This window comes from Streptomyces auratus (assembly GCF_050433025.1).
Taxonomy (GTDB): domain Bacteria; phylum Actinomycetota; class Actinomycetes; order Streptomycetales; family Streptomycetaceae; genus Streptomyces; species Streptomyces sioyaensis.
This window is the reverse complement of record NZ_JBNGCB010000001.1, coordinates 149210-162464: the sequence shown is the minus strand read 5'-3', so window position 1 is coordinate 162464 and position 13255 is coordinate 149210. Positions and strand designations below refer to the sequence as shown.

At 71.8% G+C, this 13255-nt stretch carries 13 protein-coding genes; 5 read left to right on the top strand and 8 right to left on the bottom strand.

Annotated features, from left to right (window positions below):
- Positions 1-2 precede the first annotated feature (2 nt).
- From BKA18_RS00685 to BKA18_RS00665, 5 genes are read left to right on the top strand one after another with little or no spacing between them, the layout of a single operon-like run.
- Positions 3-1403, top strand: coding sequence for a dihydrolipoamide acetyltransferase family protein (locus BKA18_RS00685; protein WP_366043613.1), 1401 nt, complete (start codon positions 3-5; stop codon positions 1401-1403).
- Positions 1400-1750 carry an acyl carrier protein gene (locus tag BKA18_RS00680; protein ID WP_366043612.1) on the top strand — a complete coding sequence of 117 codons (351 nt, stop codon included), beginning with the start codon at positions 1400-1402 and terminating at the stop codon, positions 1748-1750. The genes BKA18_RS00685 and BKA18_RS00680 overlap by 4 nt, the downstream gene beginning before the upstream one ends.
- A complete protein-coding gene (locus tag BKA18_RS00675) occupies positions 1747-4590 on the top strand; it encodes a cation-translocating P-type ATPase (RefSeq protein ID WP_366043610.1) in 2844 nt (947 codons plus the stop codon). The genes BKA18_RS00680 and BKA18_RS00675 overlap by 4 nt, the downstream gene beginning before the upstream one ends.
- Positions 4581-5240: a potassium channel family protein gene (locus BKA18_RS00670; protein ID WP_366043608.1), complete on the top strand. Its 660-nt coding sequence runs from the start codon at positions 4581-4583 to the stop codon at positions 5238-5240. Before BKA18_RS00675 ends, BKA18_RS00670 begins: the two co-directional genes overlap by 10 nt.
- On the top strand, positions 5237-5893 hold the full coding sequence (locus BKA18_RS00665) for a potassium channel family protein (protein WP_366043606.1): 657 nt from the start codon (positions 5237-5239) through the stop codon (positions 5891-5893). Before BKA18_RS00670 ends, BKA18_RS00665 begins: the two co-directional genes overlap by 4 nt.
- Positions 5894-5906: 13 nt before the next feature.
- Here the strand turns inward: BKA18_RS00665 and BKA18_RS00660 are convergent, their stop codons facing one another.
- The 8 genes from BKA18_RS00660 to BKA18_RS00625 all read right to left on the bottom strand — a co-directional run bounded on the left by BKA18_RS00660 (position 5907) and on the right by BKA18_RS00625 (position 13220).
- The gene (locus tag BKA18_RS00660) at positions 5907-6545 is read right to left on the bottom strand and encodes a V-type ATP synthase subunit D (RefSeq protein WP_366043604.1); all 639 of its coding nucleotides are present in this window, start codon (positions 6543-6545) and stop codon (positions 5907-5909) included.
- Positions 6542-7957 carry a V-type ATP synthase subunit B gene (locus tag BKA18_RS00655; RefSeq protein ID WP_366043602.1) on the bottom strand — a complete coding sequence of 472 codons (1416 nt, stop codon included), beginning with the start codon at positions 7955-7957 and terminating at the stop codon, positions 6542-6544. The genes BKA18_RS00660 and BKA18_RS00655 overlap by 4 nt, the downstream gene beginning before the upstream one ends.
- Before the next feature lie 67 nt (positions 7958-8024).
- Positions 8025-9821: a V-type ATP synthase subunit A gene (locus BKA18_RS00650; RefSeq protein ID WP_366043601.1), complete on the bottom strand. Its 1797-nt coding sequence runs from the start codon at positions 9819-9821 to the stop codon at positions 8025-8027.
- The gene (locus tag BKA18_RS00645) at positions 9809-10336 is read right to left on the bottom strand and encodes a hypothetical protein (protein WP_366043600.1); all 528 of its coding nucleotides are present in this window, start codon (positions 10334-10336) and stop codon (positions 9809-9811) included. The genes BKA18_RS00650 and BKA18_RS00645 overlap by 13 nt, the downstream gene beginning before the upstream one ends.
- On the bottom strand, positions 10333-10554 hold the full coding sequence (locus BKA18_RS00640) for a V-type ATP synthase subunit F (RefSeq protein WP_254068494.1): 222 nt from the start codon (positions 10552-10554) through the stop codon (positions 10333-10335). The genes BKA18_RS00645 and BKA18_RS00640 overlap by 4 nt, the downstream gene beginning before the upstream one ends.
- A 2-nt stretch (positions 10555-10556) precedes the next feature.
- Positions 10557-10979 (bottom strand): ATP synthase subunit C, encoded by a 423-nt coding sequence (locus BKA18_RS00635; RefSeq protein WP_366043599.1) that lies wholly within the window; start codon positions 10977-10979, stop codon positions 10557-10559.
- On the bottom strand, positions 10976-12382 hold the full coding sequence (locus BKA18_RS00630; RefSeq protein WP_366043598.1) for a V-type ATPase 116kDa subunit family protein: 1407 nt from the start codon (positions 12380-12382) through the stop codon (positions 10976-10978). Before BKA18_RS00630 ends, BKA18_RS00635 begins: the two co-directional genes overlap by 4 nt.
- Positions 12369-13220, bottom strand: coding sequence for a serine/threonine-protein kinase (locus BKA18_RS00625; RefSeq protein WP_366043597.1), 852 nt, complete (start codon positions 13218-13220; stop codon positions 12369-12371). The genes BKA18_RS00630 and BKA18_RS00625 overlap by 14 nt, the downstream gene beginning before the upstream one ends.
- Between the last annotated feature and the right edge of the window lie 35 nt (positions 13221-13255).

Here is a 13255-nt window from a genome sequence, read left to right as displayed (position 1 = left end):
CGATGGCCGAGTTCACGATGCCGTCGCTGGGTGCCGACATGGACGAGGGCACGTTGCAGGAGTGGTTGGTGCGCGCCGGCGACCGGGTGCGCAAAGGGGATGCGGTCGCGGTCGTCGAGACGGCGAAGTCCACGATCGAGGTGGAGTGCTTCGAGACGGGGACGGTGGGGAAGCTCCTCGTCGACCCGGGGACGACGGTCCCGGTGGGCGCCGCGCTCGCGCTGATCGAGCCGGCGGGGGAGCCTGGGGTGCCGAAAGAGCGGGAGAAGCCTGGCAAACCCAAGAAGCGCCGGAGGGGTGACGAGGCGCGTTCGGAGGAAGGGGAGGCCCTGGAGCGGGGACCGGCCGCCCAGCCGGCGCCGGGCCCCGCGACGGAGCAGGTCCCGGCTCCGGCTGGCGTCAACGGCGGCGTCCGCGGCGACGAGGGCCCCTTGATCCGGCATCTGGCGGAGCAGGCCGGAGTCGACCTGGACGCCGTCCACGGATCCGGGCCCGGAAGGCGTGTCACCCGTGCCGACGTCGAGCGGGCGGCTGCGGCACGGCGGTTGCCCGCCCGCATCACCCCCCTGGCCCGACGACTGGCCGGTGAGCTGGGCGTCGACCTCGCCGGAGTGACCGGTACCGGCAGGGACGGCGCCGTCCGCGCGGCGGACGTTCGCCAGGCAGCCCCCGGCCCGGCAGCGCCTGCCGCGCAGGAGAGCGGCGGTACGGCTGCTGCCCGTCCCTCTGCGGAGCACCGGCCGGCAGGGATGCGCGAGGCCATCGCAGGCTTGATGGCCCGTGCAAACCGCGAGATCCCGCACTACTACCTGTCCACGACCGTCGACCTGGCCGCCGCAATGGACTGGATGCACGAGTACAACCGTCACTGTCCACTCGGTGCACGGCTGCTTCCCGCGGCCCTGTTGCTCAAGGCCGCGGCCCGGGCGGCGGGAGAGGTCCCCGCACTGAACGGCTTCTGGACCGATGACGGATTCAGCGCGGGCCGGGGAGTACACCTGGGCGTGGCTGTGTCCCTGCGCGGCGGTGGACTCGTCGCCCCCGCCCTGCACGACGCCGACACCCTCGAACTCCCACAGCTGATGGCCGGCTTGAAGGACGTGGTCAACCGTGCCCGTACGGGCAGACTGCGGGGCTCCGAGGTATCCGACGCCACCATCACGGTCACCAACCTGGGCGACCAGGGGGTGGAATCCGTTCTTGGTGTGATCTACCCGCCACAGGTGGCTCTGGTGGGCTTCGGAAGGGTCGTCGAACGGCCCTGGGCGGTCGATGGCCTCCTCGGGGTGCGGCCGGTGGTCACGGCCACCCTGTCGGCGGATCACCGGGCCACTGACGGGGCTGTCGGAGCCCGCTATCTCACTGCGGTTGACCGCTTCTTGCAGAGCCCGGAGGAGCTATGAAGCGCGACGAAGCACTGGACATGGTGAAGGAATCGCTGGCCGAGATCGTCCCGGACGCCGATTTCACGGCCCTGGGGCCCGATGACACGTTCCGGGATGCTCTCGAAATCGACTCGCTCGACTTCCTGAGCTTCATCGAGATCCTGGGCCGACGCACCGGATTCCGGATCGAGGACGAGGACGCCCCGTATCTCACCACGCTGGCGGACAGCGCAGACTTTCTCGTCGCTCGCACGGCGGTGACCCGGCGTACGGACGACCCCGTGCTCGAATCGGCCGACCGGCTCGCACGTCACCCCGAGGACGCCGACCCCGGACGGGCTGAACCCGGACCACGCACAGCATGACCCAGCTGCTGACACCCGGTGACGGCAGAGAAGGGCCGGCGACCGTCACCGGAGCCGCGGCCACCCCGGTGCAGACCGAGCCGCCCGGGGACGTCTTCGTCGCGCTGGACACTTCGCCGCGGGGGCTCACGGCGGCAGACGCCGTGGCGCGGCGGGGCCGGTACGGTCCCAACGAGCTGCCGCGCGCACGAAGCCGCGGCCTGTCGAGGCAGCTGGCCGCGCAGTTCACCGACCTGTTCGCGGTCGTCCTGCTCGTTGCCTCGGCGATCACCTTCCTGGCCTACGCGCTGCAACCGTCCCAGGACGTCGGTACGTTCCGGCTGGCCGTGGCCATCCTCGGCGTCGTCGTGCTGAACGCGTCCATCGGTTTCGCGCAGGAGTACTCCGCCGAGCGGACCGCACAGTCTTTGCAGGCGATGGTGCCGCACACCTGCCGAGTGCTGCGCGACGGGGAGCGGCAGGACCTGCCCGCGCACGAACTGGTGCCCGGCGACGTAGTGGTGTTGGAGGCCGGGGACGCGGTGTCGGCGGACTGCCGTCTCGTCGAGGCGCACGAGGTCTCGGTGAACAACGCGGCCCTGACGGGGGAGAGCGACGCGGTCGGCCGTACCGGCGAACCGGTGGCGGCCGGGCCACTGCTGGAGGCGCGCAACTGCGTGTTCATGGGCACGGACGTCGTCGCCGGGTCCGCGAAGGCCGTGGTGTTCGCCACCGGCGCGGCGACCGAGTTCGGACGGATCTTCCGGCTCGCGGCCGCCGCGCCACGGCAGAAGACCCCGTTGCAGCTCCAGGTGTCCTCCATGGCCCGCCGGGTGGCAGGGGTGGCTCTGGCCATCGGGGCGGCCCTGTTCGCGGTGCGCGTGCCGACCGGTCAGCCGTTCGTGGAAACCTTCGTGTTCGCGCTCGGGGTGATGGTCGCCCTGGTGCCAGAGGGCCTGCCCGCGACGCTGTCCGTGTCGCTGGCGATCGGCGTACGGCGCATGGCCCGCCGGCACGCGCTGGTCAAGAAGCTGCTGGCAGTGGAGGCACTGGGTTCCACCACCGTCGTGTGCACGGACAAGACCGGGACACTGACGCAGGCCGAGATGACCATTACGCACGTCTGGGCCGGCGGTGCGTCGCACCCGGTCTCGGGGGTCGGCTACGCGCCGGTCGGGGAGGTCACCGACGCAGCGCCCGTGCGCGAACTGCTGAGAGTGGCGGCGCTCTGCTGCAACGCCCGGCTGGTCCCCCCGGCCGACATGGGGAGATTCCCCCGGTCCGGGCGCGAAGGATGGCGGGTGCTGGGCGACAGCACCGAGGGGGCGCTGCTGGTCGTGGCGGAGAAGGGCGGGATCGATCCGGCTGCCGAGGAGGCCCGCGCACCGCGTGTGGCGGAGTACCCGTTCGACTCGGTCCGCAAGCTGATGAGCACTGTGCACGGGGCCACGGATGGCGACAGCTACCGTGCCTACGTCAAAGGCGCCCCGCAAGAACTGCTCGCCCGCTGCACCGACATCGACTGGAACGGCGAGCGACGGCCACTGACGGACGAGTTGCGCGCCGAAGTCATCGAGACGAACGACGCACTGGCCTCCCAGGGGCTGCGCGTGCTGGCGGTGGGGTGGAGGCCGGTGTCGGGCCCGTACCCCACTCAGGACGGGGCGGAGTCCGGGCTGACCCTGTTGGGACTCGTCGGCATGCTCGACCCGCCGCGGGCGGAGGTGAGCGACGCGGTCGATGCCTGCCGGCGAGCCGGGATCCGCATCGTCATGGTCACCGGCGACCACCCGCTGACCGCTGAGGCTGTTGCCCGTCGAGTGGGCATCGTGCGGCAGGCGGCGCCCGCCGTCGTGACGGGTGCGTCCCTCGACGCCATGAACGACGACGCCCTGGACGGCCTGCTCGCCGAGCCGGCGGAGCTGCTGCTGTGCCGGGTCAGCCCCGAGCACAAGATGCGGGTGGTCACCGCCCTCCAGCGTCGCGGCGAGGTGGTTGCGGTCACCGGCGACGGTGCCAACGACGCCCCCGCTCTCAAGCACGCGGACATCGGCGTGGCGATGGGTGCCTCGGGGACGGACGTCGCCAGGGAATCGGCGGTCATGGTGCTGCTGGACGACTCGTTCGCCTCCATCGCCACGGCAGTGCGACTCGGCCGTTCGGTCTACCAGAACATCCGCAAGTTCCTGATCTACCTCTTCAGCCACAACATCGCCGAACTCGTCCCGATCCTCGCCGCGACCTTCGCCGGCTTCCCGCTCGTGCCGATCACCGCTGTGCAGATCCTCGCGATCGACCTCGGCTCGGATGTCCTGCCCGCCCTGGCACTGGGCGCCGAGCCGCCCGAACCCGACGTCATGGACCGCCCGCCACGCTCCCGCCGGGATCGGCTGTTCTCGGCCGCCGTGATGGGGCGCATCCTCTTCCTGGGCGGCATCCAGGCGCTCGGCGTGTGTGCGGTCTTCTTCTGGCACATCCACGCCTCAGGGATCCCCTACTCCCACTTCACCGAGGACAACGCCGTCTACCGGGAGGCGATCACCATGGTTCAGGCCGGGATCGTGGTCAGCCAGTTCTTCAACGCTCTGGCGGTGCGCACCGACCGCCAGAGCGTGTTCCGGATCGGGCTGCTGTCCAACCCCTGGCTGCTGGCCGCGGGGTGTTTCGGCATCGGCCTGATGGCGGCGATCAGCTACCTTCCCGCGCTGCGGGCCGTCTTCAACACCGCTCCGCTGGCTGCCGCCGACTGGGCGGTCCTGGCGGGTTTCGGAGTGCTGCTGCTGGCCGCCGAGGAATCCCGCAAGTGGTGGCTGCGGCGCCACCGCTCCGGGAACGGGAGAGGAGGAGTCCGATGCGAGTGATCATCGCGGGGTGCGGGCGGGTGGGATCGGCCCTCGCGGTCCAGCTGGCCTCAGAGAGCCACGACGTACGCATCGTCGACCGTCGGTCCAAGACACGCAGGTTGTTGCCGGCGGCCTTCGCCGACCGCTTCCATGAAGGAAACGCCTTCAGCCGTACGGTACTTGAGGCGGCAGGGATCGAGCACGCTGATGCCTTCGTCGCCGTCACCTCCGGGGACAACAGCAACATCGTCAGCGCGCGGACGGCGAAGGAGACCTACCGGGTCCCCACCGTCCTCGCCCGGGTCCACGATCCGAGTCGCGCCGACCTCTACCGCGAACTCGGCATCCCGACCATCGGCGGTGTCCGATGGACGGTGCTGCAGCTCCACCAGATGCTGCTGCACCGCCATCTCACGCCCGAACTCACCTTCGGCAACGGTGAAACCCTGCTGGTCCGCTCCGAACTGCCCGCCTATCTCACCGGGCGGCGGCTGACCGAGTTCGACGTCGACAGTGAGATCCGCGTCGTGGAGGTCACCCGGGCGGGCCGCTCGATCGTGCCCGCGCACAGCACCGCCGCCGAACCCGGCGATCTGGTCACCTTCGCCGTCGCGGTCACCGCCCTCGGGCGGCTGCGCGGTTTCCTCGACAAGGAGCTCGGGACGTGAAAGCCCTCGTCGCCGGCGCGGGCCGGCTGGGCACCCAGATCGCCCAGGTGCTTGCGGCCGCTCAGAACGACGTCACCCTCGTCGACCTCGATGAGGACCGGATCGCCGAGCTCGAAGGCGGCCTCGCGGTGCGCCTCCTCGTGGGAGACGCCTGTGGGCCTGCCTTCCTTGAGCACGCCGGTGCTCTCACCACCGACCTCCTCGTCGCCGCCACCGGCAAGGATGAGGACAACCTCGTCATCAGCCTGCTCGCCAAGCGCCGGTTCGCCGTTCCACGCGTTGCCGCCCGGGTCAACGACGCGGAGAACAGCTGGCTGTTCGGCCACCGCTGGGGCGTCGATATCGCCGTCCCGGCCGCGACCCCGCTGATCTCCCTCATCGAGGAGGCCACCGGTGCCACCGACACCGTTGCGTTGCTCCGCCTCAGCAAGGCAGGCGTCAACGTCATCGAAACCGCCATCACCTCGCTGTCCCGTGCCGCCGGACGGGCTCTCGCCGACATTGCGCTGCCCGCCGGTACCGTCATCGCCACCGTCATCCGTGACGGACAACCCACCGTCCCTACCCCCGAGGTGCGGCTCAGGCCCGGCGACGAGCTTCTCCTCGTCTCCCACACCGCCACGGAACAGGAGATCCACGCCGCCTTCCAATGACGGGGCGTGGTGCTCACCCCCGGGTGGTCCCGCGTTCTCCGGCCTGCCGTGCGGCCCACCGGCGTCGTACCGCATCCTCGTGCTCACTCTGTTCCAGTGCGAGACCCACTCGGACGAGCGCGGTTTCCAGGCGGGGGATCCAGTGGCGTCGCAGGGCGCGGACCCGCTGACGGGTGCTCAGCAATTCCGCGCCGACGATCCGGGCCGCGGCTTGCGCGGCGGCGTACTCGGCGGCCGCCCGCACCGCCTCACGGTAGGCCGCCTCGGCGTGTACCAGGGCTGTGTTGCTCGGTGCGGCCGAGGCGGGAGCCCGGTCCGGGACCGTACAGGAGGCCCCGGACGGATGCCGCAGTCCCACGGTGGACGTCTCGTGGACGGTGATGTCCGCGATGCCGGCACCCGCTGCCGCTGTCGCCAGGGCCTGTTCACCGCCCAGGACAACTGCTCTCAGCAGCCAGGTTTCCGCCTGCCTCGCCTGGTCGTGCCAACGTCCGGCACAGGTCTGCTCGGCTTCGCGGAGCAGCTGGTGCCGTATACGCAGGATGCGCAGCTTTTGTTCGAGGAGGTCGGCTCCGCGCAGGGCGACGTCCAGGCTGTGCCGAAGGCGCAGGCGGCCGGCCCGGGAGGGCGGGGTACGGGCCACGGAGGTCATCCTCCCGTCCCTCGCTCGACGTTCCCCGCTCCTGTCTCCTGCGCCCCGTGTGCGTCGAGCAGACCGGCCGGCAGCATGGAGAGCTGGCTGCGAGGGAGCGTGAGCAGCACCTGCCAGGCGCCCTCCAACGTCTCATCCAGTGTGCGCAGTTCGTTGCTGCGCTGATTCATGAAGCGCCGCAGGAACGCCTCGTCGAAGTCGAGGTAGCGGCGGTCGGTCGCACTGAGCCCCGACTGTCCCACCAGGTCGGCGAGTTCCCGTACCTGCCGTGCCCGGGCGAGGGCGGCGAGCAGCTGCGCCGCGACGTCCAGATGATCGAGGCGGGTGCGGCCGGGGCCAGCGCCCTTGCGCATCAGGCGGGACAGCGAGGAAAGAGCGTCCACGGGCGGGTACACGCCCCGGGCGTGCGTCTCGTGCGACAGCACGATCTGGCCCTCGGTGATGTAGCCGGTCAGGTCCGGGACCGGATGGGTGATATCGCCCGCGGGCATGGTCAGCACAGGCATGACGGTGACGGAACCAGGGAGGCCGCGGATCTTCCCGCAGCGTTCGTAGAGCGAGGCGAGGTCGCTGTAGAGGTAGCCGGGATAGGCGCGGCGCGCCGGGATCTCGCCGCGGGCGGCGGAGACCTCACGCAGCGCCTCGGCGTAGCTGGTCATGTCATTCATCACCACGAGCACATGGCGCCCGCCGGTGAACGCGAGGTGCTCGGCGACGGTCAGCGCGACGCGTGGGGTGAGGATCCGTTCGATGACCGGGTCGTCGGCGGTGTTGAGGAGCAGTACCAGTTCGCCTGCCGCCGAGCGCTCCTCCAGAGCGTCACGTACGAAGGCGGCATCGGGATGTGTGAGGCCCATCCCGGCGAAGACCACGCTGAACGCCTCGCCACCCGCGGTGGCCTGGGCGGCGATCTGGGCAGCGAGCTCAAGATGAGGCAGCCCGGCCACGGAGAACACCGGCAGCTTCTGCCCCCGCACCAGGGTGGTCAGCCCGTCGACGGCACCGACGCCGGTGAGCACCGGTTCGGACGGTGGTTCGCGCCGCACCGGATTGATCGGGCTGCCGCCCACCGCCGCGTAGGTCTTCCCGAAGACCGGCGGCCCGCCGTCGACAGGCTCGCCGCGTCCGTTGCAGATCCGCCCCAGCCACCCTGGCCCGACCGGAATGCGCAGTGGTGCTCCGGTGAAGAGCACCCGGAGGCCGGCCGGGTCCATACCGGTGGTGTCTTCCAGGACCTGTACGACGGCGAGCCCCCGGTCCACTTCCAGGACGAGGCCGTGCCGCTGCTCGCCCGAATCCGAGGTGATCCGGACGAACTCGTCCCAGCCGACCCCTGACACTCCTTCGACCACAGCGAGCGGACCGCGCAGCTCGCGCACCGCCGTGTACTCGATCTCGCCCCAGATGGTCACCGCCGGTCTCCTCCTCCCGCACGGCCGAGCACCGAAAGGCGCCGGCGGTCCGGCGCGCCGTGGCCGTTCACCGCACCTCCCGGAGCCTGGCGAGCACGGCGTCCCGCCGAGCCGCCACTCCCGCGGCGTCATCCGGGCCGACCTCCTCGCGTGCGCGCAGCACCGGCCCGAAGTCCACCTCTTCGACAGCGGCCGCAGGCACGCCCGCATCGACCAGCTCACGGCAGCGGTCGATGACCGCGAACACCGCATCGACCAGGGCCGCGGTCTTCTCCGCGGCGCAGTATGCGTCCTGGGAGGACAGCGCACTCTGCTGGAGCACCGCCTCGCGCACCAGCCGCCCCGCGAGGACGCTGATGCGCTCCTGAGCAGGCAACGCGGTGATGCCGATCAGGTCGACGAGATCGGACAGCCGGTCCGCCTCGTCCAACAGAGCGGCGACGCGGTCGCGCCGCGTGAGCCAGTCCGGATCCCCCGTGGCTGCCTGCCCGGCGCCGAGCGCCGCCGCGTCACGGGAGAAGGAACCCGACCAGGAGACGGCGGGGTAGTGGCGGGCATAGGCGAGATCGCGGTCCAGCGACCACAGGCAGCGCACGAACCGTTCGGTGTGCGCGGTGACCGGCTCGGTCAGGTCGCCACCGGGCGGGGACACCGCGCCGATCACGGTGACCGAGCCCCGGCCGCCGCCCAGCGTGGTCACGGCTCCCGCCCGCTCGTAGAACGCGGCGATTGCCGAAGCGAGGCCCGCGGGATACCCCTCCTCCGCGGGGAGCGCGCCGGTGCGGGAGGCGAACTCCCGCAGAGCCTCGGCCCACCGCGATGTCGAGTCGGCGATGACGACGACGTCGAGCCCCATGTCCCGGAAGTACTCGGCGACCGTGGCGCCCGTGTAGATGCTGGCCTCGCGCGCCATCATCGGCATGTTGGAGGTGTTGGCGACGGTCACCGTCCGGTCCGCGAGCCGTCCGCCGGTGCGGGGGTCCTCCAGCGCGGAGAGTTCGGTGATGACGTCGGCCATCTCGTTGCCCCGTTCCCCACAGCCGACGTAGACGATCACGTCGGCGTCGCACCACTTGGCGATCTGCTGCAACAGCACGGTCTTCCCGGTGCCGAAACCGCCCGGCACGGCGACCGTGCTGCCCCGGGCGACCGGAAAGAGCAGGTCGATCACGCGCTGCCCGGTGTTCAGCGGTTCCTGGTCGCGGCTGCGCTCGCGTACCGGTCGCGGCAGCCGGACGGGCCATGAGGTGCCGGTCCCTACCTCGGTGCCGCCCACCACGGCCACCACTGCGTCCTGCGGAACGGAGCCCTCTGCAGAGATCTGTTCCACCAACCCACCGGAGCCCGGTGGCACGAGGACCTGTACCCGTACCGGCCCCGTCCCCCGGAGTTCGCCCAGGACTTCGCCCTCCGAGATCCGTGCTCCCGTGCCTGTCTTCGGGATGAACGACCAGGCGCGCTCACTGTCCCCGTCCCGGGCGGCGCCCGGGAGGAGCCGTTCCCCGCCGCCGGGCAGCGGGCGCAGCAAACCGTCGAAGATTCCGCCGAGCAACTGAGGACCGAGCCGAGCCGAGAGCGGGCTTCCGTGCGGGAACGCGGTATCGCCGGGAGCAAGTCCTCCCGTGTACTCGTATGCCTGGACGGTGACGGTGCCGCTGCTGATCGCCACCACCTCGCCGGGCAGCCCGGCCTCGCCGAGCGAGACCAGGTCATACATCGCGGTCCCGTCCGCGTACTCCATCTCCACCAGGGGGCCGGCGACGCGCAGGATGCGGCAGGACTGCCCGGACGACTCGTGCCGCAGAGCCGTCTCGGGCGACCGTGCCCCGAGAGCCGTTTCGGTTGACGCCCCTACGGCGCCCACAGCGTCTCCGCCTCGGGACCGATCCGGTCCAGTGCATGCGCGGCTAGGGCATCCAGTGTGCAGTCCACGCTCCGCCCCGCGGCATGAGCGACCACACCGCCGTCGGGGTGCTCGGTGACGTCCGCGTCCGGTCCGAGAAGCAGGTGGGCGCGCCGGGTCAGCCGGTCGAGCACAGCGTCGTAGCCGGCCGTGTCCCGCAACGCCCGGACGCGTTCGGTGGCGCGCAGACGAAGCTGCTCGTATGCCTCTCTGCGCCCACCCAGCTCGCGGGCCCTGGCAGTACGACGGGCTTGGACGAGGAGCGCACGCCCAGCGGACTGTCCCTCCTCCTCGCCCTGCCGACGGGATGCGTCCACGATCGCCTCTCCTTCGGCCCGGGCGGCGTCCAGCAGGTCCGCAGCCTCACGTTCCGCCGCGGCGAGGAGAGCCTGGGCCTCGGCGTGGGCAGCCCGGAGAAGTTCGGCACGCACCGGTTCGAGCGCGGCACCGGCTTCGCCGGGGACCGGCGTCCTCATGGCGGCAGCACCGCGGTGAGCGGCGGGATGCGATCGAGCACCGCCGGGCCCAGGGCGTCGGCCGCCGCAGGTGTGAGAATCACCAGGCCGGCCTCCTCCCGCACGTCCCGCCATGCCGCGCGGACCACGTCGGGCTCCTCGGCGACGAGGACGGTGACTCCGGCCAGGGCCAGCCCCGCCACCCGTACCTGCTCGCCGATCGCGGCCACGCGTCCCATGGTCAGGCCTTTCCGATGAGAATGATCGCGACGGCCAGGCCGTAAATGGCGATTCCCTCCGCGAGTCCGACGATGACCATGGCCCGGCCGAAGAGTTCGGGCCGTTCGCTGAGCGCCGCCAGCGCCGCGGCTCCGGTATAGGCGACGGCGATCGACGCCCCGATCGATGCCCCCGCCACCGAGATCGCGGCACCGATCAGGGCGGCTGAGCCGGAGCCGGAGTTCTGAGCGGCCGTCGCGGTGGTGGCGGCCTGCGCGGGCCCGTCACTGAGCGCCACGGCCAGCAGTGCGGCCGCGCCCACGAGCAGGAGCGCATCGGCGGCGACCACCCAGCGCAGGGCCGTCCGGCCGGAGCGGCGCAGCAGCAGCCGGGTGACGGCGAAGACCACCGCGACGACGGGGAGAGCGATGAGCCACGTGATCACTGCGACACCTCCGTGTGCTGTACGGGCAGGTGCCAGGGACGGAACGGACGGCCCTGGCTCTCGAAGACGCGCGAGAACAGTTCGTAGAATTCGAGACGCAACGCCTGAACGCCGGCGACCAGCGCCTCCAACGCGAAGGCGAGGGCGTTGCCCACGACGAAGACGACGAGGGCCGCGACCAGCGCCGCACCCCTCATTCCCGCCAGCCCCGTAGTGCCTTCCCACACGATCGAGCCGAGCGCGGCATGGGTGAGCCCGAAGGCCGCCAGCCGCGCGAACGAGATGACATTCGATCCCAGCCGCACCACCACGTCGAAGAGCTGGACACCGGTCTGGGCGGCGCCGCCCACGCCCCCGGCAGTCGTCGCGTACAGGCCGTACCCGGCCAGGAGGAGACCCACGAGCGCGACCGCCGCCCCTGTGAGCGCGAAGCCGGTGCGGCCCAGAGAGAGCGCGCCGACGGTCAGGGCGAGTCCGAGAAAGAGCGCCGACCCCGCGATGCCGGAGGCCGCGTACAGAGCACCCGCCGCCCCGTGCTCCCGCCAGCGGTTGATGATCCCGGCCCCGTAGGCCAGCACGAGCAGCACGGCACCGAGACCGACCGCTGAGGCGAGTAGCCGTACGGGCTCGTCCAGGGGGTTCAGCCAGAGCACCGGCAGCACCCCGGTCGGGCCGAAGAATTCGCCGTAGGCGACACCCGCCAGCATGCTGGCCAGCCCGGCTCCGGCGATGAACGGCCAGAGCGCGCGGAGCGACGCCACGCGGCGGGGGCGGCCGAGACGCAGCAGCAGCCCGGCGAGCAGCAGCAGTGCGCCGTGCCCGGCGTCGCCGAACATCACGCCGAACATCAGCACGTAGACGAGGCCGGCGGGCAGGGTGGGATCGAGGTCGGCGTAGGGCACGGTCCCGTACGTCCGGACCAGGGGCGCGAAGGAACGGCGCACGGCGCCGGCGCTGCGCAGCATGGTCGGCGGGTCGATTCCGCGCGGCGCCCGCAGCGGCACCAGTGCGCCCCCGGCTCCGGCGATGCGCTCGGCCGTCGCGGGGACCTCGGCGGCGGGGCACCATCCGGCGAGTGCCGCGACGGCCCCGTGCCGGACCGTGCCGGCGAGGCGCTCCTCCAGCTGTGCCTCGCCCGCCAGCAGATCCGTACGCCCCGCGTGCTCCAGTGCGTCGAGGTCCGGCGGGACGGGGCTGAGGACGGGGCTCTTCACCTCGGTCAGGGAACGCTGCATCCGTCGGGTGGCCGATCCCGGCGCTCCGGGCGTGCCCTCGTCGATCCGGTCGATCTCGACGCAGCCCGCTTCGGCGATCTCGACGAGGGTTTCCCGCAAGACCTCACGTGGGGCGACGATCGCCACGCGCTGCATGCGGACGGGCGTCACGGCCTCAGGCAGGAGCATCGAACACCCCTGTCGGTCTGCCGCCGCGGGCGGCGAGTTCCAGCGCACCCCGCACCCGCCAGGCATCCGCGGACAGCACCGCGACGGCACCGACCACCGGCCCGGAGCCCCAGCGGGATCCGCGCAACAGCTCGGACCCGTCCTGTTCCAGCCGGTCCCACCAGCGTGCCTCTGCCCGCCACAGGTCCGCCGCCTCGTCGATCCCGTCCAGCGCCCAGCGCGCCGTGGCCGGCAGATGCTGCCGGAAGTTGGCGAACGAGGCCGCGCGTACCGCCGCCGAGCCGAGCAGCCGGCTCGCACGCCGGGCAGCTGGCTCTGCCATGCGGCGGCCGACGACGAATACTTCGCGGCCGACCAGCAGCGCCATGCGGCCCGCTGCCCAGCGCGCGGCCTCCGGCAGGGCGCCCGCCGTCCGCACGGCGGCGGAGGCCCGCATTCCGGTGGCCACCGCCGCCGGCGACTCGGCTCCCGGGTCGCCCCACACGGAAGCGGCGAGCGCGGTCCGCAACTCCGGAGGTGAGGCCGTCCGGGCAAGCCGTGGCCAGGCGGTCGCCAGCGTGCCGAGCTGGTAGGGCCGGGCGGGCCGGGGGAGTCCGGCTCCCCCCACCGCGCGGAGGTGCTCCTCCGTGTTGGCGATTTCGAACCCGGCGGCGAGCAGACGGACGGCTTCTGCACCGCTCCGGGGCTGCCAGCCTGCCAGCACCCGCAGATGCCACAACAGGGTTGCTCCGACCGCCCGTTGAGCGTCGGCCAGTGACATATCGGGCCGGAGGTCGTGCCGATAGGCCGTGGCTCCCAGGTAGCGGACGGCATCGTCGAGCGTGGGCCCCGCAGCCACGTCCCGGGCACCGCCGGCTCCAAGGCACCGGGACA